Here is a 22,939-nt window from a genome sequence, read left to right on the forward strand (position 1 = left end):
GTCGGCTCGCCGCTGTGCGGGGACGCGCCGCGCGGCGGCGACCTCGCCGCGCTGCGCCGCCGCGCCCGCGCGTTCCTCGCCGTCACGGCCGCGCAGGACGGGCTCGAATGACCCGGATCGACGTCCTCACCGCCGGGGAGACGATGATGGCGCTGCGCGCCACCGGCCCGGTGCGGCTCGGCTCCGGCTTCACCACGAGCATCGCCGGGGCCGAGAGCAACGTCGCGATCGGCCTCGCCCGCCTCGGCCGCACCGCCGCCTGGGCCGGACGGGTCGGCTCCGACGAGGCCGGGCACCTCGTCACCCGCACGCTACGCGCCGAGGGCGTCGACGTCTCGGCCGTCCGCCGCGACGGCGACGCGCCCACCGGCCTGATCATGTTCGAGCAGCGGCTGCCGGACGTCACCCGCGTCCAGTACCTGCGCGCCGGGTCCGCCGGGTCCCGGCTGTGCGCGGAGGACGTCGAGGCGCTGCCGTTCGAGCCGCGGATCGTGCACGTCACCGGGATCACCCCGGCGCTCAGCGCGTCCTGCCGGGACGCCGCGGCGGCGCTGTGCCGCCTCGCCCGCTCCCGGCACGCGCGGATCAGCCTCGACCTCAACCACCGCCCGCGGCTGTGGAGCCGGGAGGCGGCCGCCGAGGCGCTCGCGCCGCTCGCCGCCGCCGCGGACCACGTCATCGCGTCCCCCGACGAGCTGACCCTGCTCGGCGACGGCCCGCCCGACCGCATCGCCGCCCGGCTACTGGACGGCGGCGCCACCGAGGTCGTCGTCAAGAACGGCGACGAGGCCAGCTCGTACACCGCGGACGGCGCGCGCGCCGTGCCCGCTCACCGCGTCGACCCCGTCGACTCGATCGGTGCGGGGGACGGGTTCGTCGCCGGGTACCTGTCCGGCCTGCTGGACGGCCTGGACGCCGAGGCCCGGCTCCGCCGCGCCCACACGGTCGGCGCGTTCGCGGTCATGAGCCGCGGCGACTGGGAGGGCCTGCCCCACCGCGACGAACTCGGTCTCATCGGCCTCCCCGAAGGAGCCGCACTGCGATGACCTGGACCGTCCTGGAGAACACCGGTCCGTGGGAGCTCGGCGAAGGGCTGCGCGCCACGCCCGGCGGCTTCGTCGCCGTCGACCTCCTGGCAGGAAGGCTGTACCGCCTGGAGCCCACCACGCTTTTGGCCTCCGTGCCGTTCCCCCTGGGCGCCGTCGCCCCGATCCAGGACTCGGACGGCTGGATCGCCGCCGCCGACACCGGCGTCGCCGTCCTGAACGGTGACGGCACCGTCGACTGGCTGGCGCGCCCGGAGGACGGCGCGCCCACGCCGATGCGCATGAACGACGGCGCGACCGACCCGTCCGGACGGTTCTGGGCGGGCTCGATGGCCTTCGACGGAACGCCCGGCGCGGGCTCGCTGTACCGGGTGGACGACGACGGCACCGTCCACACCGCCATGGACGGCCTGACCGTCCCCAACGGCCCGGCCTTCACTCCGGACGGCCGCGTCATGTACCTCGCCGACAGCGCCCGCGGCGTCATCTACCGCGTCGCCGTGGACCCGTCGTCCGGAGAGTTGGGCGAGCGCGAGGTCTTCGCGCGCGTGCCGGACGGATCACCCGACGGTATGGCCGTCGACACCGAGGGATGCCTGTGGTCGGCGGTCTGGGGCGCGTCCGCCGTGCACCGCTACGCCCCGTCCGGCGACCTGCTGACGGTGTTCCGGCTTCCCGCGAGCCAGCCGACCAGCGTGTGCCTTTCCCCCGCGCCACCGCACCGGGTGCTGGTGACCACCGCCACCCACGGCCTGGCCGCGCCCTGCCCCGCGGACGGCCGCGTCCTCACCGCCGGGACGACCGCCGGCGGCTACCCGGTCGTCCCCTTCCGCCTCAGGCGCGCCGGGGCCGCCCGGTAGGCGATCGACAGGGCGCCGTGCGGGCGGAAACCCGGGAGCGGGCCGGGACGTCTCATGATCGACAACGTCCGCCGGCCGCGATACTGGAAACGATGACACAAGAGCCCCACGTCGAGGACGCCCCCGACGACGCACTGCCCGCCCTGCTCGTACAGCCGCCCTGGATGGGAGGGACGAAGGAACCGCCGGTCGTCCTCAGCTTGAAGACGCCCCGGGAGCCGACCGTCGTCCGCTGGGCGCCCGGCCGGCGGGAGGAGTGGCTGAAGGCCCCGTACGAGTACTCGCAGAAACGCATGCCCGAGGACACCGACTGGGCCGAACTCGCCGAGTTCTTCGCCGGTGACCAGGCCATCGACCTCTGGAAGCCGCGCGACTGGAGTTCCAGGTCGCGCTTCGAGCACCTCTACATGGGGCTCGTCATGCAGGCGCCCCGGGAGCTCGGCGAGAGGCTGCTCGCCGACGAACGCTACTGGGACGCCTTCGCCGACTTCTCGGTCGGCGCCGACCGCGGCGCGGTGGCGCGCCACGAGATGGCCGCCTACCCGCCGGCGCTGCACCAGGCGAAGAAGAAGAAATGGAGCGTGTACGCGCTCGAGCCCTTCCTGGACCACGCCGTCGCCCAGGCCATGATCAAGGACTTCGACGGCCGGGGGAGCGACCAGGCGCAGGACGCCTGGTACGACCTGCACGGGGTGGACGCCGTGAGGCTGACGATCCCGGACGCGCTGCGCAAGCCGGGGCCCAAGCGGGAACGCGCCGAGGCGGCGCTGCGCTCGGTCGCGCGGCGCCACGGCCATGACCTCCTGGTGGAGGCCGCCGGGCACTACGGGGACGAGGCGGTGCAGGCGGTCTCCCGGCTGCGCACCGATCCGCTCGACATGTACCCCGACCCGCTGCCGGAACTGCCCGAGGGCTGGGATCCCGAACGGCTGCCGCGGATCCTGCTGCGCCTTCGCCGTCTGGCGGCGCTTCCCACGGCCGCGACCCGGAACCTCCTGACCATGCTGGCCATCTCGGAGCGCGACAAGCCGTACGCCGGCGTCCCCTTGGCCGTCGCGCCCCTCGACCCCGAATCGCTCGCCGAGTTCGCCTGGGCCCTCTACGAGGCCGACCGCCATCCCAAACTGTGGGCGTCGCCCGGCGTGCAGTACGCCCTGGCCGAGTGGGGCGACGACACCACCGCCGACCGGCTCGCGCCGATCGTCGCACGCTGGTCCCGGGCGTACGTGTGGGATTCGGGCGGGCAGTCCGCGCTCCGCCTGTTCGGCCGGCTCGGCACCGACTCCGCCCTCCGGCACCTGGACCGGCTCGCGAACAAGGCCGAGGACCAGAAGTGGATCGGGCGGTTCGCGCGGGACGCGCTGAAGCGCGCCGCCGAGCAGCGCGGGCTCACCCAGGAGCAGCTCGCCGACCGGCTCGTCCCGGACCTCGGCCTCGACGCCGACGGCTCCCTGACGCTCGACTACGGACCGCGCCGCTTCGTGGTGGGCTTCGACGAGGAGATCCGGCCCTTCGTCACCGACGAGAGCGGCAAGCCCCGCAAGACGCTGCCGAAGCCGGGCGTGAAGGACGACGACGTCCTCGCCCCCGCCGCCTACAAGCGCTTCACGGACCTCAAGAAGGAGGCCCGCACCGTCGCCGCGGAGCAGGTCAAAAGGCTGGAAGCGGCGATGGTGACCGGGCGGACCTGGACGGCCGGGGAGTTCGGCGCGCTGTTCGTCGCGCACCCGCTCATGCGCCACCTCGCCCGGCGGCTGGTGTGGTCGGCGGGGACGGACGCGTTCCGGGTGGCCGAGGACGGGACCCTCGCCGACGTCCGCGACGACGCCTACGCGCTGCCCGGCGACGCCCGGGTCGCGCTGCCGCACCCGCTCCTCCTCAGCGAGGACGCCGTCCGGGACTGGGCCGCGATCTTCGCCGACTACGAGATCCTGCAGCCGTTCCCGCAGCTCGGCCGCCCCGTCCACGCACTCGCGGAGGACGAGCGGGGGAGCGGCCGGCTGGCCCGCTTCGAGGGCGGCTCCGTCCACTTCGGCAGGATCCTCGGCCTGACGTCGCGCGGCTGGACGCTCGGCGAGAAGGAGACCGGCGGCTTCCGCCGGCAGGTGACGCTCCTGACGCCGGACGAACGGCACGTCATGGTCACCTTCGAACCCGGCATCCGCGTCTTCGACCCCGAGGAGCACGCCGAGCAGCGCATCGACCGCGTCATGCTCCTGACGGGCCGCTACTCGGGCGAGCCCCTCGCGTTCGGCGACCTCGACCCGGTCATCGCCTCCGAGATCATCACCGACCTGCACCGTCTCACGGGCTGAGCCCGCCGGAGGCCCCTGACCGCCGGGCGGTCAGGGGCCTCCGGCAGCTTTCCTCTCCCCGCGCTCGCAGGGTCATGCCGAGCGGCTCTGACATCATGTTTGACAACCGCGGCGGCATGGTACCTATAATTTCAGTTGTAGGGTTCCTCTCGGTGAGGGACAGGGTGTCCCGGGTCCGGTGGGCCTGGGGATCTTCGGAGGTGAGCGAGGATGCTGCTGACGTCGATCGATCCTTTCGTGCAGGAGTTCGAGCGTCAGTTCGACCGTGCGGTCCGGCAGGCGGGGCTGGGCGGTCGCGGGGACGGTGCGGGCATGCCGATGGACGGGATCCGCCGTCCCGACGACGTGGTGCTGCGGTTCGACCTGCCGGGCATCGACCCGGGCTCGATCGAGGTCACCGTGGACCGCGGTGTGCTGACCGTGACCGCGCGCCGCGAAGAGGAGTTCGGCGACAACGAGCGGGTGTTCGTCCGCGAGCGCACCATGGGCGCCTTCACCCGCCGTGTCTACCTGTCGGAGCACCTGGACGCCGACGCCATCGAGGCCGCCTACAACAACGGCGTCCTGGCCGTCCGCATCCCCGTCCTGGAACAGGCCAAGCCCCGCAAGGTCGCCGTCCAGCACACCGGTGACCAGAAGGCGATCAAAAGCTGACCGGCGCGCGTCCATCGCCTCCCGCGCCCGAGCGCTCGCCGGAACGCTCCGGCGCCGGCGCGGCGCGGGCGGCAGGTGACGAGACCGGCCCTGGCCCGGTGGGTGCGCGGCGCCCGCCGGGCCAGGTCGTCGGCTTTCACACCCGGCAGGCGCGCAGCCATGATCTTAAGTGGGCGCGCGCCGGGAACGCACATCGACACAGTGGAAGGGGCCGGTATGGGATTGCCGATCGATGACGAGTACGCGGCCCTGTTCACCGTGGGGCAGGTCGCCGACATGCTGCAGGTGCAGCAGGCGTTCCTGCGGCGCATCGACACCCAGCACGTCGTCTCGCCGCGGCGCTCGGCCGGCGGGCAGCGCCGCTACAGCCGCTGGGAGATCGGCCGGATCCAGCAGGTCGTCACCATGATGGACGAGGGCATGACGCTGCCCGCCATCCGGCGGATCTTCGAGCTCCAGCACGAACTCGACGAGCTCACCCGCGAACGCGACGAGCTGGCCGCACGGTTGACCGCTCTCGGCCAGGACCCCGCCGGCCAGGACCCCGCCGACCGGCCGCCTCGCCGGCCCGGCCCCCGCTCAGGAGGTGGGTGACACCATGACGCAGCCGCTGACGGCGCCCGGGGACGACGACGCCATGACCCCGGGAGCGCCGCACCCGCTGGGCGTCACCACGAGCCACCGCGGCGACACCGTCGTGATGCTGCTGTCCGGCGAGCTCGACATGGCCGCCGAGGACCGGTTCGGCGACGCCGTCCGCGCCGCCCTGGCCGACCGGCCCCGCACGCTCGTGGTGGAGATGTCCGGGCTGGAGTTCCTCGACTGCACCGGCCTGTCGATCCTGATCCGGGCCCGCAACCGGCTGCACCGCGAGGGCGGCGCCCTGCGGATCCGCAACCCGCGCCCCGTCGTGCGGCGGGTGCTGACCCTCGGCGGCCTGGAGCCGCAGATCCTCTGACCGGCGCACGGGCCGCCGCGCCCGAAGTATTTCGTTCGTCGGCGACCGATGCCGCTCTACCTCACGCAGGACGTTCTTTCCCGGTGATCTGACAAGACCGCCCCCCGCGTCCCTTGGGCTCGCCGCGCCGCCCCCTCGGCGCTCTAAGGGCCCGGCGATGCGGGGGGCGGTCATGATTTGCGTGTTCCCGCTTCGTAAGGGGTGACAATCGGGAAGTGCGAGCAAGGAACTCCGAGGGACGGTTGACGGCCGTATTCTGCGGCAGGTGACTCGGTGCGCACCGCCGGAATCATCCCGTCACCGCGCGGCCGGATTCCCGGCCCATGATTTGGCCGGCGGCCGGAATTGGCCGGGGCCGGGAGGCCGCCGGCGGGCCGTGACGGTGCCGGTCGTCGCGCCGGAGCGCCTTGCGGATCGCGGGCGGCGACGGCTTCCGAAGGGCCGGAGCGGGCAGGCGCCGGTTCCCCGCCTCCGGGCCTCCACATGCGGTTCTGGGTGCTGAACAAGGCGGCGCCCGGAGTGAAGTCGGTCGTTCGGGAAGGTCGTGTTACCGGGCGCGTTGACAGGTATGTAGTTGCGATTTGTCATGGCGATGGGGCGGGTGGCGGGGCACATCGGTGCATGTTACCGTTGGCTCGCCACGGGTCACGGGGTGTGTTTACGAAATCGGTTGATCTTTCAAAAACGCAATACGGCGGGATGGGTGGCGATGTGGGCGCCGTCCGGACTCCAACGGCAACCAGACCGCGCCGATCGGAGCCTTCATGAGCGAATGTCCGAGTGAGCCTGCCGCCGGATTCCCCGTGAAGGGCCGTCCCCGGCCGGAACGCACGGGCGCCGGCGCGCGGGGGCGGTCTTGACGCCGCGGACCGTCCTGATCGTCGACAGCCACACCCTCGTCCGGCAGGGGGTGCGCGAGATCCTCGAAGAGGACGCCGGGCTGAAGGTGGTGGGGGAGGCCGGCGACGGCGACGAGGCCGTCGCGATGGTCACCGACCAGCGTCCCGACGTCGTCCTGCTCGAGGTCGGCGGGCCCGGCCCGGACGCCGTCACCACGGTGCGGCGCATCCGGCGGCAGTCGCCCGGCACCAAGGTCATCATCCTCAGCATGCAGGAGGGGCCCGAGCTGCTGCGCGCGCTGCTGGAGGCGGGCATCCGCGGCTACCTGCTGAAGACGGTGACGCGGCACGAGCTGGTCGCGGCGATCCAGGCGGTGGAGGACCCCGAGCGCATCGTGCTGAGCGTCTCGCGGCGCAGCCTGCCCGAGGACGACGGGGCGCAGCACGTCCAGCTCACCGAGCGGGAGCGGCAGGTGCTGGACCTCACCGCGCGGGCGCTCACCAACCGGCAGATCGCGAACCGGCTCTCGCTCACCGAGGCCACGGTCAAGCGCCACCTGCGCAACATCTTCGCCAAGCTCGGCGCGGGGTCGCGGCTCGACGCCGTCAACCGCGCTGCCCACGCGGGCCTCATCGAACCGCCGCGGAACGAGCACTAGAGGCCCGGACGGCCTTTCACCCCGGACGGCCTTCGCCCCCGGACGGCCCGGGAGCCGGGGGCACCCGGCTCTGACGGGACGCGAACCGGGCTCGACGCGGGCGTCCTACGTTGTCGGCGATCGTTCGCCCAGCGGAAGGACCGCCGTGCTCCGCCAGATCCGACCCGTGCAGGCCGGCAGGTTCCGCTCGGTGATGCGCGGCTTCGCCACCGGAGTGACGGTGGCGGCCGCGGACGCCGGGAGCGGACCGGCCGGGACGACGATGAACTCGTTCACCTCCGTGTCGCTGGAACCGCCGCTCGTCCTGTTCTGCATCGGGTCCGGGTCGCGGACGTGGCCGGTGGTGGAGCGGGCGGGCTGCTTCGCGGTGAGCTTCCTGTGCGCCGACCAGGAGCCTCTGGCGCGCCGTTTCGCGGCGCCCGGGGTGGACCGGTTCGCCGGGCAGGAGGTCGTCACCGCGGCGACGGGCTCGCCGGTGCTCGCCGAGGCCGCCGGGTTCGTCGACTGCCGGCTCGTGGACGCCATCGGGCTCGGCGACCACCACGTGGTGGTCGGCCTGGTGGTGGCGGCGGGCCGGCTCCGCGACGCCAAACCGCTGGTCTTCGCCGACGGAGGGTACGGGAGTGTCTGAGATGAGGGCCCGCGTGGCCCGGCTGGAGGCCGAGCGCCGCGCCGCCGCCGAGGCAGGCGGCGACCGGGGCATGAAGGCCCAGAGGTCCAAGGGGAAGCTGACCGTCCGGGAACGGCTCGACCTGCTGTTCGACAAGGACAGCTTCACCGAGATCGAGACGTTCCGGCGGCACCGGGCGCAGGGCTTCGGCATGGAGCGCCGCCGCCCGCCGACGGACGGCGTCGTGGTCGGCTGGGGCCTGGTCGAGGGCCGGCGGGTGTTCGCCTACGCGCACGACTTCCGGGTCTTCGGCGGCAGCCTCGGCGAGGCGCACGCCGCCAAGATCCACAAGATCATGGACCTGGCGGCGAAGGCGGGAGCGCCGCTGGTCGGGCTCTGCGACGGGGCGGGCGCGCGCATCCAGGAGGGCGTCACCGCGCTCGCCGGATACGGCGGCATCTTCCAGCGCAACGTCCGCAACTCCGGGGTGATCCCGCAGATCAGCGTGATGCTCGGCCCGTGCGCGGGCGGCGCGGCGTACTCGCCGTCGCTCACCGACTTCGTCTTCATGGTGCGCGACACCGCGCAGATGTTCATCACCGGCCCGGACGTGGTGGGCGCGGTCACCGGCGAGACGATCACCCACGAGGAGCTGGGCGGCGCCGAGGTGCACGCGGCCCGGACCGGGGTGGCCGAGGCGATCTACGACGGCGAGGAGGAGTGCCTCGCGGACGTGCGGTACCTGCTGTCGCTGCTGCCGTCCGACAACACCCGGTTCGCGCCCGAGCGGCCCACCGCCGACCCGCCGGACCGGTCCTGCCCGGCGCTGCGCGACATGGTGCCGGTCGACGCCAAGGCCGCCTACGACGTGCGCGCCGTCGTGGAGGAGATCGTCGACGACGGCGAGATGTTCGAGATCCACGAGATGTGGGGCACCACGGTGGTGTGCGCGTTCGTCCGGTTCGCGGGCCGGGTCACCGGGCTGGTGGCCAACCAGCCCGCGGAGACGGCCGGGGTCCTGGACATCACCGCCGCGGAGAAGGCGTCCCGGTTCGTCCAGTTCTGCGACGCGTTCAACATCCCGATCGTGACGCTGGTGGACGTGCCGGGCTTCCTGCCCGGGGTGGACCAGGAGCACGGCGGGATCATCCGGCACGGCGCCAAGCTGCTCTACGCGTACTGCGACGCCACCGTGCCGCGCGTGCAGCTCGTCCTGCGCAAGGCGTACGGCGGCGCGTACATCGTGATGGACTCGCGGTCGATCGGCGCGGACGTGTCCCTCGCCTGGCCGACGAACGAGATCGCCGTGATGGGCGCCGAGGCCGCGGTGAACGTCGTGTACCGGCGGGAGATCGCCGCCGCCGACGACCCGGAGGCCGAGCGCCGGGCCCGCGTCGAGGACTACCGGCGCGAGCTGATGGACCCGTTCCACGCGGCCGAGCGCGGCCTGGTGGACGAGGTGATCGACCCGGCGGAGACGCGCGTCCGGATCGTCGACGCGCTCGACATGCTGGCCGCCAAGTACGTGCCCCGGCCGAACCGCAAGCACGGGAACCAGCCGCAGTGACCGCCGGCCCGCGCTGAAACGCGGGCCGGCAGGGGAGAGGGCCGCGATGAGCGCCGACTTCGAGATCGTGAAGGGCCGTCTGGACGAGCGGGAGCTGGCGGCGCTCGTCGCCGTGCTCGTGCGCGGCGGGCGGGACCGCGGCGCCCGCGCGGACGAGGCCGCCGCCCCGCGAGGCGCGGAGCGGCGGCCCGGACCGCGCTGGGACCCCGAGGGGCTCAGCCCGCCCCGGCCCGCGTCCGCTCCACCACTGCCGCGGACCAGGTGAAGCCCGCGCCGACGCCCGCGAGCAGGCAGCGCTCACCGGGCGCGAGGCGGCCGGAGGCGACCAGCTCGCCGAGCCCGGCGATCTGGTCCCCGGCGCCGAGGTGGCCGATCCGGCTGCCCCAGTCCCACGTCGTCCGCTCCCGGTCGACGCCGAGCGGCTCGAAGAACTGCACGTTCATCTTCGGCAGGCCCAGGTGCGGCAGGACGAACCAGGCGATGTCGCCGCGCTCGACGCCCGCCTCGGACAGCGCGCCCTCGACGGCGCGCACCTGCCCGTCCCGCAGCCGCCGCAGGACCTCGGTGAAGCCGAGTTCGGAGACCGCCTCCTCGCGCGGCGTCTCGGCGTCGATCGGGCGGGCCGCCTCCAGCGGGGCGTCCGCGAACGGCCGCGCGCCCCGCCCGAGCTTCTCCAGGCCCGGGTCCGAGACGGAGACCGCGCTGCGCAGCAGGACGGCGTCCCGCCCGTCCTCCGGGGTCCCCGCGCCGCGCGCCAGGACCATCGCGGTGCCGCCGTCGCCGCAGATCGTGCCCGGGTCCGTCCGCCAGCGGTCGAAGCCCGGCAGGGCGAACCGGTCGCCGGTCGACACCAGCGCCTTGGCGCCCGCGGGCCGGGCCGCCAGGAACGAGGCGGCCAGCTCGATCGCGGCCATGCCGCCGTTGGACTGCTGCCCCACCTCGACGGCGGGGCAGGCGTTGCCGACCGCCTCGCGCTGCACGTAGGAGGCGGCGGCCCACAGGTCGTGGCCCTGGTAGTGGACGCTGGCGTGCAGGATCAGCTCGATGTCGGACGGGTCCGCGCCGGCGTCCGCCATGGCCCGCCGCGCGGCGTCCGCCGCCATCACCGGCGGGGCCTCCTCGGAGACGCACACGGCCTCGATGCCGGTGCGCCAGACGTCCTTGCGGGCGCACAGCCCCCGTCTCTCCGCGTCCGCCGTCTCGATCGGGTCGGGCAGGTGGCGGCCGATCCCCGCCACGTGGATGTCCTCGTACCTCATGCCGCGAGCGTCGCAGCCGGGCGTCAGGGCGCTGTCGAGGACAGGTCGTCCCGGCCCGCCCGGCGGCGCCGGACGCGAATGACCCTAGGCCGGATCTCGACGCGGCCGCCTTAGACAAGGGGGCATGACCGACGACCACCGAGCAGGCGGGGGACGCCCGCTGCCGATCGCCCTGCTGATCCCCGGCCAGGGAGCGCAGCATCCGCGGATGGCCGCGTCCCTGTACGGCACCGTCGAGACCTTCACCCGCACCATGGACGAGGCGTTCGCGCTCATGGGCCCGCGCGGCCCGCACGTGCGCGGGCAGTGGCTCGCCGAGCGGCCGTCGCCGGAGTTCGACGACGTCACGGTGGCGCAGCCGCTTTTGTACGCGGTCGGGTACGCGCTCGGGCGGACCCTGGTGGACCGGTGCGGGAGCCCGGACGCGCTGCTCGGGCACTCGGCCGGCGAGATGGTGGCCGGCGCGCTCGCCGGGGTCTTCGACTTCGCCGACGGCATGCGGCTGATGATGGAGCGGCTGCCGGCGCTCGCCGCGACGGAACCGGGCGGGATGCTCGCGGTCGCCGCCTCGGTGCGGGACGTGGAGCCCCTGCTCGGCGACGACGTCCACCTCGCGGCCGTCAACGCGCCCCGGCAGCTGCTGCTCGCCGCGGCGGAGGAGCCGCTGCTGCGCGCCATGTCCCGGCTGAAGGACTCCGGCGTCACGGTCCGGCGGGTCCCCGCTCGGCAGGCGTTCCACAGCCCGCTGGTGGCGGCGGCGTCGGCCGAGGCCGGCGACCGCTGGACCGGCGTCGAGCTGCGGCCGCCCGCCGTGCGGCTGTACTCGGCCTACGACGCGGCGCCGCTCACCGCCGAGCGGGCGTGCGACCCGTCCTTCTGGATCGGGCAGCCTGCCCGGACCGTCCACTTCGCGGGGGCGCTCGACCGGCTCCTGGACGACGGCGACCACCTGCTGGTGGAGACCGGGCCGGGGCAGAGCCTCACGATGCTCGCCCGCCGCCATCCCCGCGTCGCGGCCGGACGCAGCCAGGTGATCGGGATGTCGCCCGACCGGCGGCTCGGCGACGACGCCGAGCGCGACGCCGTGCGGTCGGCGGCCGAACGGGTGCTGACGCGCCGCTGACCCCCCGGGGCCCGCCGACGGGCCCGAGACCCCGCCAGACGACGGAGGAGCTGGAACCGCAATGAGCATCCCCATCGCCGTCATCGGCATGTCCGCCCGCGTCCCCGGAGGACCGGGCCTGGAGGAGTTCTGGTCGCTGCTGATGCGCGGCGACGAGGCCATCCGCCCGGCGCCCGGCGACCGCGAGGGCGCGCGCGGGCGCGGCGGCTTCCTCGACCGCGTCGACGGCTTCGACGCGGACTTCTTCGGCGTCCCGCCGCGCGAGGCCGCCGAGCTCGACCCGCAGCAGCGCCTGATGCTCGAACTCACCTGGGAGGCGCTGGAGGACGCCCGCGTCCTGCCCGCCTCCCTGCACGAGAGCCGTACGGGCGTGTTCGTCGGCGCGATGGCCGAGGACTACGGGCTCCTCCAGGCCCGCCACGCGGGCGCCGAGACCTCGCCGTTCACGCTGACCGGGACGCGCCGCGGCTTCATCTCCGGGCGGGTCTCGCACGTGTTCGGACTGCGCGGCCCCAGCGTCACCGTCGACACTGCCCAGTCGTCCTCCCTGGTGGCGGTGTACCAGGCCGTGCAGAGCCTGCGGGACGGCGACTGCGGGCTCGCCGTCGCGGGCGGCGTACAGGTGAACCTGGCGGAGGAGAGCGACGACGCGCTGCGGGAACTGGGCGCGCTGTCACCGGACGGGCGGTGCCGTCCCCTCGACGCGGCCGCCAACGGCTTCGTCCGCGGCGAGGGCGGGGGCGCGGTGGTGCTCAAGCCGCTCGACGCGGCGCTGCGGGACGGCGACCGCGTGCACTGCGTGATCCTCGGCGGCGCGGTCAACAACGACGGCGCCACGCCCGGGCTGACCGCGCCGAGCCGCGACGCGCAGGAAGAGGTGCTGCGGCTCGCGTACGAGCGGTCCGGTGTCGATCCGGGCGCGGTCCAGTACGTGGAGCTGCACGGCACCGGGACGCGGCGCGGCGACCCGGTAGAGGCCGCCGCGCTGGGCGGCGTGCTCGGCGCGGCCCGTCCGCCGGGCGAGCCGCTGCTGGTGGGCTCGGTGAAGGCGAACATCGGCCACCTGGAGGGCGCGGCCGGGATCGCCGGGCTCATCAAGACGGCGACGGGGATGTCGCGCGGGCGGCTCCCCGCGACGGCGAACTTCGCCGACCCGAACCCCGACATCGACCTCGCGGGCCTGAACCTGCGGGTCCACGACCGTCCCGGCGACTGGCCGGAGGGGGAGCGGGTCGCGGGCGTCTCGGCGTTCGGGCTCGGCGGTTCCAACTGCCATCTCGTCCTCGCCGGGGCGCCCCGCGCCGACGCCGGAGAGGCTCCCGAGGCCGAGCCCGAGCCCGAGGCCGCGCCCGGACCCGTCCCGTGGGTGGTGAGCGGACGATCGGAGCGGGCGCTGCGCGCCCAGGCCGGACGCCTCGCCGAGCTGGCCGCGACACGGCCGGACGCGCGGGACGTCGGCCGCTCGCTCGCGGTGTCGAGAACGGCGTTCGAGCACGGCGCCGTCGTGACCGGCGACCACCCGGCGGGGCTGCGCGATCTCGCGGAGGGCCGCGACGCGCCCGGAGTCGTCCGGGTCCGGAGGCGCGACGGCCGCACCGCCCTGCTCTTCCCGGGGCAGGGCGTGCAGCGCGCGGGCATGGGACGCCGCCTCTACGAGACATACCCGGCGTTCGCGCGGGCCCTCGACGAGGCCGGCGCCGCGCTGGAACCGGCGATCGGCACGCCGATCACCGAGGCGATGTGGAACGGCGGTCTGGACCGCCAGGAGCTGGTGCAGCCCGCCGTGTTCGCCGTCGAGGTCGCGCTCTTCCGGCTGCTGGAGTCGTGGGGCGTCCGCCCTGACCTGGTCGCGGGCCACTCCCTCGGCGAGATCACCGCCGCGCACGTCGCCGGGGTGCTCCCGCTGGCGGACGCGGCGGAGTTCGTCGCGGCGCGCGGGCGGCTGTTCGAGGGGCTGGCGTCCGGCGTCGCGGTCGCGGTGGAGGCGGGCGAGGAGGAGGCCCGCGCCGCGCTCGCGGACCGGCTCGACCGCGCCGACGTCGCCGCCGCCAACGGCCCCCGGTCGGTGGTGATCGCGGGGGACGAGGAGGCCGTGGCCGAGGTCGCCGAGCGCTTCGCGGACTCGGGGCGGCGCACCAAGAGGCTGCGGATCGGCCGCGCCGTCCATTCCCCGCTCGTCGAGCCGCTCCTGGACGACCTGCGCGCCGTCGCCGCCGGGCTGGACTGGCGGCGGCCCGACGGCGGCCCGTCCCTCGTCTCGTCGGTGACGGGCGCGGAGGTGGACGCCGCGCGGCTCGCGGACCCCGCGCACTGGGCGGGCAACGCGCGCCGGACCGTCCGGTTCGGCGAGGCCCTGCGGTCGCTGCACGCGCTGGGCGCGCGGCGTTTCGTCGAGGCCGGGCCCGGCACCGCGCTCACCGACCTGATCCCGGCGAACGTGTCCGATCCGGCCGTGACCGCCCTGCCCTGCATGCCGCGCGAGCAGGACGAGGTGTCCGGCGCGGTGACGGCCCTGGCCGGGATCCACCTCTCCGGAGGCCGGGTGGACTGGGACGCCTTCTTCGGTCCGGACGCCCGCCTCGTCGATCTGCCGACGTACGCGTTCCAGCGCGAGCGGCACTGGCTCGACACCGTCGCGGACCCGCCGGGTCCCGCCGCGCCGGAGACCGACACGCGGCGGCTGGTGACCGAGACCCTGGAACAGGCGCTCGGAGCCGGCGCGGCGACCGACCCGGACGTGCCGTTCCGGGAGCTCGGGGTGGACTCGCGGATGGCCGTGGTGATCCGCGACAGGCTGTCGGCCGCCCTCGGCCGGGACCTGCCCGGCTCGCTGCTGTTCGACCACCCCACCGCCGCCGAGCTCGCCGGCGCCCTGCGTCCCGACGCCGAGACTGCGCACCCCGCCCCCGGCACCCGGACGGCCGACGGCCCGCCCACCGAGCCCGGCGAGAACGAGGACGACATCGCGATCGTCGCGATGAGCTGCCGCTATCCGGGCGGTGTGCGCTCGCCGGAGGACCTGTGGCGGCTGGTGGACGCCGGAACCGACGCGATCGGGCCGTTCCCGGACGACCGCGGCTGGGACCTCGACGAGCTGCCGGAGGGGCCGGCCGCGGGCGGGTTCCTCGACGGCGCCGCCGAGTTCGACGCGGCGTTCTTCGGGATCTCGCCGCGCGAGGCCGCGGGGATCGATCCGCAGCAGCGGCTGCTGCTGGAGACCGCGTGGGAGGCGTTCGAACGGGCCGGGCTCGACCGCGGCGCGCTGCGCGGCAGCCGCACCGGCGTCTTCGTCGGCGCCACCGCCCAGGACTACGGCCCGCGCCTCGCCGAACCCGACGACGGCACGCGCGGCCACCGGCTCACCGGCACCGCGCCCAGCGTCGCGTCCGGGCGCATCGCCTACGTCCTCGGGCTGCGCGGCCCGGCCGTCACCGTGGACACCGCGTGCTCGGCGTCCCTGGTCAGCGTGCACATGGCGGCGCAGGCGATCAGGCAGGGCGAGTGCGACACCGCGCTCGCGGGCGGCGTCACCGTGCTCGCGACCCCCGGCATGTTCCTGGACTTCGGCCGCCAGCAGGGCCTCGCCTCCGACGGCCGCTGCAAGGCGTTCTCCGCCGACGCCGACGGCACGGCCTGGGCCGAGGGCGCCGGGCTGGCCGTCCTGCAGCGGCTGGGCGACGCCCGGCGGGCGGGACGCCCCGTCCTGGCCGTCCTGCGCGGCAGCGCCGTGAATCAGGACGGGGCCAGCAACGGGCTCACCGCGCCGAACGGCACCGCTCAGGAGCAGGTCATCCGGGACGCGCTCGACCGCGCCGGGATCGGCCCGGAGGGCGTGGACGCGATCGAGGCGCACGGCACCGGCACCGCGCTGGGCGACCCGATCGAGGCGGGCGCGCTGGCCCGCACCTACGGCGCCGCCCGCGCCGGGGGCGACCCGGTCCGGCTGGGCTCGCTGAAGTCCAACATCGGGCACGCGCAGGCGGCGGCCGGCATCGGCGGGCTGATCAAGATGGTGGAGGCGCTGCGCGCCGGGCGGCTGCCCCGCACGCTGCACGTGGGCGCGCCGTCCCCGCACGTCGACTGGGACGAGAGCGGCCTCGCCCTGCTGACCGAACCGGCGCCCTGGCCGCGAGGGGACCGCCCGCGCCGGGCGGCCGTCTCCTCGTTCGGGATCAGCGGCACCAACGCGCACGTCATCGTCGAGGAGGCCGCGGCACCGCCCGCCGGGGAACCGGATCGTCCCGGCCCCGTCCCGCTGCCGCTGTCGGCCCGCACCGGCACCGCGCTGCGCGCCCACGCCGAGCGGGTCCGCGCGTTCATGGCCGCGCACCCGGAGGAGCGGCCCGCCGACATCGCCCGGACGCTCGCGGCCCGGACGCCGATGCGATGGCGCGCCGCCGTCGTCGGCGACACCCGCGACGACCTCATGGACGGCCTGGAGACCCTGGCGGGCGAGGGCCGGGTGCCGGCGGCCGTGCGCGGCTACCGGTCGCCCGCCGTCGTGCGGGCGGAGGCGCGCGAGGCGTCCGATCCGGTGTTCGTGTTCCCCGGGCAGGGGGCGCAGTGGCGAGGCATGGCCCTCGACCTGCTGCGCGAGTCCCCGGTGTTCCGCGACCGGATGGCCGAGTGCGAGCGGGCGCTGTCGGCCCACTGCGACTGGTCGCTGCGCGACGTGCTGGAGAACGATCCGTTGGACCGGGTGGACGTCGTCCAGCCGGCGCTGTTCGCCGTCATGGTGTCGCTGGCCCGGCTGTGGGAGTCGGCCGGCGTCCGCCCGGCGGCGGTGGTCGGCCACTCGCAGGGCGAGATCGCGGCCGCCTGCGTGTCCGGCGCCCTGTCGCTGGACGACGCAGCCAAGGTCGTCTGCCTGCGCAGCCAGGCGCTGCGGAAGGTCGCGGGCAGCGGCGGCATGGCGTCGGTGCCGCTTCCCCCGAACGAGATCGAACTTCCCGATCGGGTGTGGACGGCCGCGGTGAACGGGCCGTCCTCCACCGTCGTCGCCGGGGACGCCGACGCCCTCGACGCCTTCGTCGCCCGGCTGCAGGACGCGGGCGTCGACGCCCGGCTCGTCGATGTGGACTACGCCTCGCACACCGAGGCCATGGAGCCCATGCGCGACCCGCTCCTCGCCGACCTCGCCGGGCTCGACCCGGCCGAGCCGTCCGTTCCGCTGTGGTCCACGCTGACCGGCGGGCCGCTCGACCGGGCGATGGACGAGCGCTACTGGTTCGACAACATCCGCGGCACCGTGCGGTTCCACGACGCCGTGCGCGCGCTGATCGACGCCGGGCACACGCGGTTCGTCGAGGTCGGCCCGCATCCCGTGCTGGCCCGCGCGATCGCCGAGGCGGCGGGGGAGCGCGACGTGACCGTCCTCGGCACGCTGCGGCGGGACGCCGGAGGGCTCGCGCAGTTCCTCACCGCCGCCGCCGCGGCCTACGCGGACGGCGTGCGCGTGGACTGGGACGTGTTCGTCCCCGAGGGCCGGATCGTCCCGATGCCGACCTATCCGTTCGAGCCCCAGCGCTACTGGCGGCCCGCCGGGGCCGGTGCGGCGGGCGCGGCGGGCGTCGCGGGCGCGGCGAAGGCGGGGCATCCGCTGCTGGACACCGAGGTGGAACTGCCCGGCGGCGGCCTCCTGCGCACCGGGAGGCTGTCCGTCGCCCGGCACCCGTGGCTCGCCGACCACGAGGTGGCGGGGGAGATCCTGGTGCCCGGCACCGCCCAGGTCGAGATGGCCTGCTCGGCGGGCGCCCGGATCGGCCACGCGCGCCTGCGCGAGCTGGTGCTGGAGCGCCCGCTCGGCGTCCCCGCCTCGGGCGAGGTCGAGGTCCGCCTCCTGGCGGGGGCGGACCGGTCGGTCGTCATCGAGTCCCGGCCGAGCGGCGCCGGCGACTGGACGCGGAACGCGACCGGGACCCTGGACGGCGACGCGGGACCCCTGGACGACGGCGCGGAGCGCGAGCCGATGCGTCACGCCGAGCACTGGCCGCCGCCCGGCGCGGACCCGCTGCCGCTGCACGGCGCCTACGACCGGCTCGCCGCACGCGGCTACGGCTACGGTCCGGCCTTCCGCGGCCTGCGGCGCGCGTGGCGGGACGGCGACGACCTCTACGCCGAGGTCGGCTCCGACCAGGACCGGGGCGGGCACCGCGTCCACCCCGCGCTGCTGGACGCGGCCCTGCACCCGCTGCTCCTGCCCGGCGAAGGACCGCCGGAGGTCCCGTTCGTCTGGAAGGGCGTCACCTGCCGGCCCGCCGGCGGCTCGTCGCTCCGCGTGCGGCTGACCCGCGACGGCGACGGGACGGCCCGGCTGGACGCCGCCGACGCCGACGGGCGCGCGGTCGCCGCCGTGGAGTCGCTCGACCTGCGGCCGCTCGCCGGAGACGCGCCCGGCGGCCTCTACGAGACCCGATGGGGCGAGCTGCCGGACGGACCGGACGGCGACGCGCCCGAAGCGCCCGAGGTGCACGTCGTGCCCGTTCCCGACCTCGACGGCCTCCTGCCGGACGACGCCCACCGCGCGGCACGGGCCGTCCTGGAGCGCCTCCAGGACATCCCCGACTCCGACGCGGTGGCCGTCGCCACCAGGAACGCGCAACGCGTCCTGCCGCGCGACGAGGTGGCCGGGCTGGCGCAGGCGACGGTGACCGGGCTCGTGCGCTCGGCCCGCGCCGAACGGCCGGGACGCCTCGTCCTGATCGACGGCGACGGCGACCCGCGCTCCGAGGAGGCGCTGCCCAGGGCGCTCGCGACCGGGGAATCCGAACTGGCCGTCAGGCGGGGCCGCCTGTACGCGCCCCGGCTGGCCCCGGCCGACGACGACGAACTCACCCCGCCGGACGTCCCGGACGGGAGCGCCTGGCGGCTGGACGTCACCCGCCGCGGCTCGCTGGACGACCTGGCGCTCCTCCCCGCGCCCGAGGCCGCGCGGCCGCTCGGGGAGGGCGAGGTCCGCATCGCCGTCCGGGCGTCCGGGCTGAACTTCCGGGACGTCGCCGTAGCGCTGCGGCTGGTCCCCACCGAACGGACCATGGGCAGCGAAGGAGCCGGGATCGTCACCGAGACCGGACCCGGCGTCACGACGCTGCGCCGCGGAGACCGGGTCGTGGGCGTGTTCGAGCGCTCGCACGGGCCCGTCGCGGTCGCCGACGTCCGGAAGGTCGTTCCGATGCCGCCGGGCTGGACGTTCGCCCGCGCCGCGTCGGTGCCGATCGTCTTCGCCACCGCCTACCAGTGCCTGGCCGAGATCGCGGAGCTGGGGCGCGGGGAGAGCGTGCTGATCCACGCGGCCACCGGCGGCGTGGGGCTGGCCGCCGTCCAGCTCGCCCGGCACCTGGGCGCCGAGGTCTACGCCACCGCGAGCCCGCCCAAGCAGCACGTGCTGCGCGACCTCGGCCTCGACGCCGACCACATCGCCTCGTCCCGCGACCTGGAGTTCGAGGAGCGGTTCCGGGGGCGGATCGACGTCGTCCTCAACTCGCTGGCCCGCGAGACCGTGGACGCCTCGCTGCGGGTGCTGCGCCCCGGCGGCCGCTTCGTGGAGATCGGCAAGACCGACATCCGCGACCCCGAGGCCGTGGCGGCCGAGCATCCCCGCGTCCGCTACGCCGCCTACGACCTGCTCAGCGTCGAGCCCGGACAGGTCGGCGAGGTCCTGCGGACCGTGCTCGACCTGCACGAGGACGGCGCCTTGCAGCCCCTCCCGATCCAGACCCACGACGTGCGGCGGGCGCCCGAGGCGCTGCGCACCCTGCGGCGGGCCGAGCACATCGGCAAGCTCGTCCTCACCGTCCCGCCGCCTGCGGCGTTCGACCCCGCCGGAACGGTGCTCATCACCGGCGGCACGGGGAAGCTGGGCGCCCTGCTGGCGCGGCATCTCGTCCGCGAACACGGCGTCCGCAGGCTCGTCCTGGCAGGCCGGAGGGGACGCGCCGCCGAGGGCGTCGCGGACCTGGAGGCGGAGCTGACCGGCCTCGGCGCCGAGGTCGCCTTCCCCGCCTGCGACACGGCCGACCGCGACGCCCTGGCCCGCCTGCTGGCCGAGCATCCGCCGACCGCGGTGGTGCACGCCGCCGGGGTCCTGGACGACGGGCTCGCCGCGACGCTCACCGGCGACCGCGTGGACGCCGTCCTGCGCCCCAAGGTGGACGCCGCCTGGCACCTGCACGAGCTGACCCGGGACACCGATCTGACGGCGTTCGTCATGTTCTCCTCGGCGGTCGGCGTGCTCGGCGCGCCCGGGCAGTCCAACTACGCCGCCGCCAACACCTGGCTGGACGCCCTCGCCCGCCACCGCCGCGCCGGCGGCCTGCCCGCCGTCTCGCTCTCCTGGGGCCTCTGGGACGAGGAGGGCGGCATGACCGGGCACCTGTCCGGCGAGCAGGTCGACCGGCTGCGCCGCACCGGGATCGCGCCGCTGCCCGCCCAACGCGGGCTGGCCCTGTTCGACGCGGCGCTGCGGTCGTCCCGCGAGCAACTGGTCCCGATGCACCTGGACGTCCGCGACGTGCGGCCGGGCACGGTCCCGATGCTCGCCGACATCGTCGGCGAGGCCCCGGAGCCCGCCGCCGCCGACGAGGCGTCCGGCACCGGTCTCGCGGAGCGCCTGCGCGGCGTCTCCGGCGACGACCTGGAACGCGTCCTGACCGCGGCCGTGTGCGACACCGCCGGGGAGATCCTCGGGTACCCCGAGCCCGGCGCCGTCGGACCGGACGACGCGTTCAAGGAACTCGGCTTCGACTCCCTGCTCAGCGTCGACCTGCGCAACCGCGTCAACCGCGAGCTCGGGATCGAGCTGCCGACCACCGCGGTCATGGACAACCCGACCCCCGCCGAACTGGCCGGGGTCATCCGGGCGGAGCTGCCGCCCGGTGACGGCAACGCCGAAGAGAAGGAGGAGGGACGATGAGTGGACAGCGCGAACGCCACGCCTTCGTGAGCGGGGCGACCAGCGGCATCGGCCGCGCGGTCGCCGGACGGCTGGCGGGCGAGGGCGCGCGGGTGTTCATCTGCGCGCGCGACGCCGAGGCCGTCGCCCGGACCGTCAAGGAGCTGCGCGACGAGGGCGGCGACGTGGACGGCACCGCGTGCGACGTCCGCGACGCGGGCCAGATCCGGTCCGCGGTCGAGGAGGCCAACGCGGCCGGCCGGATCAACGTCCTGGTCAACAACGTCGGCCGGGGCGGCGGCGGGCAGACCGCCGAGATCCCCGACGAGCTGTGGGACGACGTCGTCGCCACGAACCTGACGAGCGTCTTCCGCGTGACGCGCGAGTTCCTGGCGTCCGGGCTCAAGGACGCCGAATGGGGACGCATCGTCAACATCGCGTCCACGGCCGGGAAGCAGGGCGTCGTCCTGGGGGCGCCGTACTCGGCGTCCAAGCACGGCGTCGTCGGCTTCACCAAGGCGCTCGGCCTGGAGCTGGCCAAGAGCGGCGTCACCGTGAACGCCGTCTGCCCCGGCTACGTCGAGACGCCGATGGCGCAGACGATCCGGCGCGGCTACGCCGACTACTGGGACGTCACCGAGGGCGAGGTGCTGGCCCGCTTCGAGGCCAAGATCCCGCTCGGCCGCTACACGACGCCCGACGAGGTCGCCGCGATGGTCGCCTACCTGACCGGTCCGGACACCGGCGCGGTCACCGCACAGGCGATCAACGTGTGCGGCGGGCTCGGCAACTTCTGAGGAGCGCCATGACCGTACGACAAGGCACTTCGCCGACCGTCCGGCACACCGAGCACGCCACCCGGATCGACGCGCCGCCGGACGCGGTCTACCGGATCGTGGCGGACGTGACGTCCTGGCCGGTGCACTTCCCGCCGACCGTGCACGCCGTCCGGCTCTCCGGCGACGACCGCGCGGAGCGCATCCGGATCTGGGCGCTCGCCAACGGCGCGCTCCGCACCTGGGTGTCGGAACGCGCCCTCGACCCCGGCGCGCGGACCGTCGCGTTCGCGCAGGCCGAGCCGAGCGCGCCGGTCGCCGCGATGCACGGGACCTGGCGGATCGAGCCCGGCGAGGGCGGCGGCTCCCACGTCGTCCTGATCCACGACTACTCCGCCGTGGACGACGACCCCGACGCCCTCGCGCTCATCGACGGCGCGGTCGAGGCCAACAGCGGCAAGGAGCTGGACGCGCTCAGGCACGCGGCCGAGACCGGCGCCGCCGCCGACCTGACCCTGGAGTTCAGCGACGGCGAACTCGTCCACGGCCCGCTGCAGGCGGCCTACGACTTCGTCAACGAGTGCGACCGGTGGCCCGAGCGGCTCCCGCACGTGGCGCGCGTCGCGCTCACCGAGGACGAGCCCGGCCTCCAGTTCATGGAGATGGACACCCGGTCGCCGGACGGCTCCGCGCACACCACCGCGTCCGGCCGGGTGTGCGTGCCGGGGGAGCGCATCGTCTACAAGCAGACCACGACGCCTCCCGTCATGCGCACGCACAACGGCGAGTGGCTGTTCGAGCCCGCGGGGGACGGCGCGGTGCGCGTCACGTCCCGGCACACGGTCGTCATCGACCCCGGGGCGCTGGGAGGACCGGCCGCCGGCGGGATGGACCTGCCGGCGGTGCGCAGGAAGATCCGCGAGACGCTCGGCGCCAACAGCAGGGCGACCCTGCGCGCCGCCAAGCGGTACGCGGAGAACGAAAGGAGCGGGAAATGAAGGAACTGACCCTCGACGACCTGAAGGACGCCCTGCGCGCGGCGGCGGGCGAGGCGGAGGCCCTGCAGGACGGTTCGGACGACCTCCTGGAGGTGCCCTTCTCCGAATTGGGCTACGACTCGCTCGCCGTCATGGAGACCACCGCGCAGGTGGAGCGCAAGCTCGGCGTCGAACTGCCCGAGGAGGAGACCGCCGAACTGAAGACGCCCCGCGAGTACCTGGAATTCGTCAACGCCAGGATCGGGGAGACCGTGTAGGAACCGGAACGGCGAAAAAGAGCCGGCGGCCCGTGCGGGCCGCCCGCACGTTAGCGTGCGCCTTTTGCGGCGGTGGGGGAATCCCCCCGTCAGGACCACCCGGCGACCCCGGCGGCCCGTGACCGGGT

16 protein-coding genes are annotated in these 22,939 nt (G+C 75.1%); 15 read left to right on the top strand and 1 reads right to left on the bottom strand.

The genetic code is table 11. The annotated features are described in order from the left end of the window. The first annotated feature begins 107 nt into the window (after positions 1-107). The 10 genes from ABT299_RS47925 (at position 108) to ABT299_RS47970 (ending at position 9,773) form a co-directional block, all read left to right on the top strand. Positions 108-1,046, top strand: coding sequence for a sugar kinase (locus tag ABT299_RS47925; RefSeq protein ID WP_500254896.1), 939 nt, complete (start codon positions 108-110; stop codon positions 1,044-1,046). Further along, entirely contained in the window at positions 1,043-1,906 is an 864-nt protein-coding gene (locus ABT299_RS47930) for an SMP-30/gluconolactonase/LRE family protein (RefSeq protein ID WP_500254897.1), read from the top strand. The genes ABT299_RS47925 and ABT299_RS47930 overlap by 4 nt, the downstream gene beginning before the upstream one ends. 92 nt (positions 1,907-1,998) lie before the next feature. Beyond that, positions 1,999-4,221, top strand: a complete 2,223-nt coding sequence (locus ABT299_RS47935) for a DUF4132 domain-containing protein (protein ID WP_500254898.1) — start codon at positions 1,999-2,001, stop codon at positions 4,219-4,221. Positions 4,222-4,431: 210 nt separating this feature from the next. Next, the gene (locus ABT299_RS47940; protein WP_190855086.1) at positions 4,432-4,875 is read left to right on the top strand and encodes an Hsp20/alpha crystallin family protein; all 444 of its coding nucleotides are present in this window, start codon (positions 4,432-4,434) and stop codon (positions 4,873-4,875) included. 216 nt (positions 4,876-5,091) lie between these two features. After that, positions 5,092-5,469: a MerR family transcriptional regulator gene (locus tag ABT299_RS47945; RefSeq protein ID WP_387026690.1), complete on the top strand. Its 378-nt coding sequence runs from the start codon at positions 5,092-5,094 to the stop codon at positions 5,467-5,469. 4 nt (positions 5,470-5,473) lie between these two features. Then, positions 5,474-5,833, top strand: a complete 360-nt coding sequence (locus tag ABT299_RS47950; protein ID WP_500254899.1) for an STAS domain-containing protein — start codon at positions 5,474-5,476, stop codon at positions 5,831-5,833. An 856-nt stretch (positions 5,834-6,689) separates the two neighbouring features. Continuing rightward, complete coding sequence (locus ABT299_RS47955; RefSeq protein ID WP_190855094.1) at positions 6,690-7,331, top strand: response regulator transcription factor; 642 nt, start codon at positions 6,690-6,692, stop codon at positions 7,329-7,331. A 145-nt stretch (positions 7,332-7,476) separates the two neighbouring features. Next, complete coding sequence (locus ABT299_RS47960; protein WP_387026688.1) at positions 7,477-7,962, top strand: flavin reductase family protein; 486 nt, start codon at positions 7,477-7,479, stop codon at positions 7,960-7,962. Between the two features lies 1 nt (position 7,963). Beyond that, positions 7,964-9,508, top strand: a complete 1,545-nt coding sequence (locus tag ABT299_RS47965; protein ID WP_190855098.1) for an acyl-CoA carboxylase subunit beta — start codon at positions 7,964-7,966, stop codon at positions 9,506-9,508. A gap of 46 nt (positions 9,509-9,554) precedes the next feature. After that, positions 9,555-9,773, top strand: a complete 219-nt coding sequence (locus ABT299_RS47970) for a hypothetical protein (protein WP_500254900.1) — start codon at positions 9,555-9,557, stop codon at positions 9,771-9,773. Here the strand turns inward: ABT299_RS47970 and ABT299_RS47975 are convergent. Then, the gene (locus tag ABT299_RS47975) at positions 9,724-10,767 is read right to left on the bottom strand and encodes a ketoacyl-ACP synthase III family protein (RefSeq protein ID WP_500254901.1); all 1,044 of its coding nucleotides are present in this window, start codon (positions 10,765-10,767) and stop codon (positions 9,724-9,726) included. The two genes, ABT299_RS47970 and ABT299_RS47975, sit on opposite strands and share 50 nt — an antisense overlap. A gap of 124 nt (positions 10,768-10,891) precedes the next feature. On the opposite strand from ABT299_RS47975, the gene ABT299_RS47980 reads away from it, so the two are divergent. The 5 genes from ABT299_RS47980 (at position 10,892) to ABT299_RS48000 (ending at position 22,811) form a co-directional block, all read left to right on the top strand. Further along, positions 10,892-11,890 carry an acyltransferase domain-containing protein gene (locus ABT299_RS47980; RefSeq protein ID WP_500254902.1) on the top strand — a complete coding sequence of 333 codons (999 nt, stop codon included), beginning with the start codon at positions 10,892-10,894 and terminating at the stop codon, positions 11,888-11,890. Positions 11,891-11,951: 61 nt separating this feature from the next. Continuing rightward, complete coding sequence (locus tag ABT299_RS47985; protein WP_500254903.1) at positions 11,952-20,801, top strand: type I polyketide synthase; 8,850 nt, start codon at positions 11,952-11,954, stop codon at positions 20,799-20,801. Further along, positions 20,798-21,577, top strand: coding sequence for an SDR family NAD(P)-dependent oxidoreductase (locus ABT299_RS47990; RefSeq protein ID WP_190855108.1), 780 nt, complete (start codon positions 20,798-20,800; stop codon positions 21,575-21,577). Before ABT299_RS47985 ends, ABT299_RS47990 begins: the two co-directional genes overlap by 4 nt. 8 nt (positions 21,578-21,585) lie before the next feature. Then, a complete protein-coding gene (locus ABT299_RS47995; RefSeq protein WP_190855110.1) occupies positions 21,586-22,554 on the top strand; it encodes an aromatase/cyclase in 969 nt (322 codons plus the stop codon). Continuing rightward, positions 22,551-22,811, top strand: coding sequence for an acyl carrier protein (locus ABT299_RS48000; RefSeq protein WP_190855112.1), 261 nt, complete (start codon positions 22,551-22,553; stop codon positions 22,809-22,811). The genes ABT299_RS47995 and ABT299_RS48000 overlap by 4 nt, the downstream gene beginning before the upstream one ends. Positions 22,812-22,939 lie beyond the last annotated feature (128 nt).

The organism is Spirillospora sp. NPDC000708, from assembly GCF_040299565.1.
Taxonomy (GTDB): domain Bacteria; phylum Actinomycetota; class Actinomycetes; order Streptosporangiales; family Streptosporangiaceae; genus Spirillospora.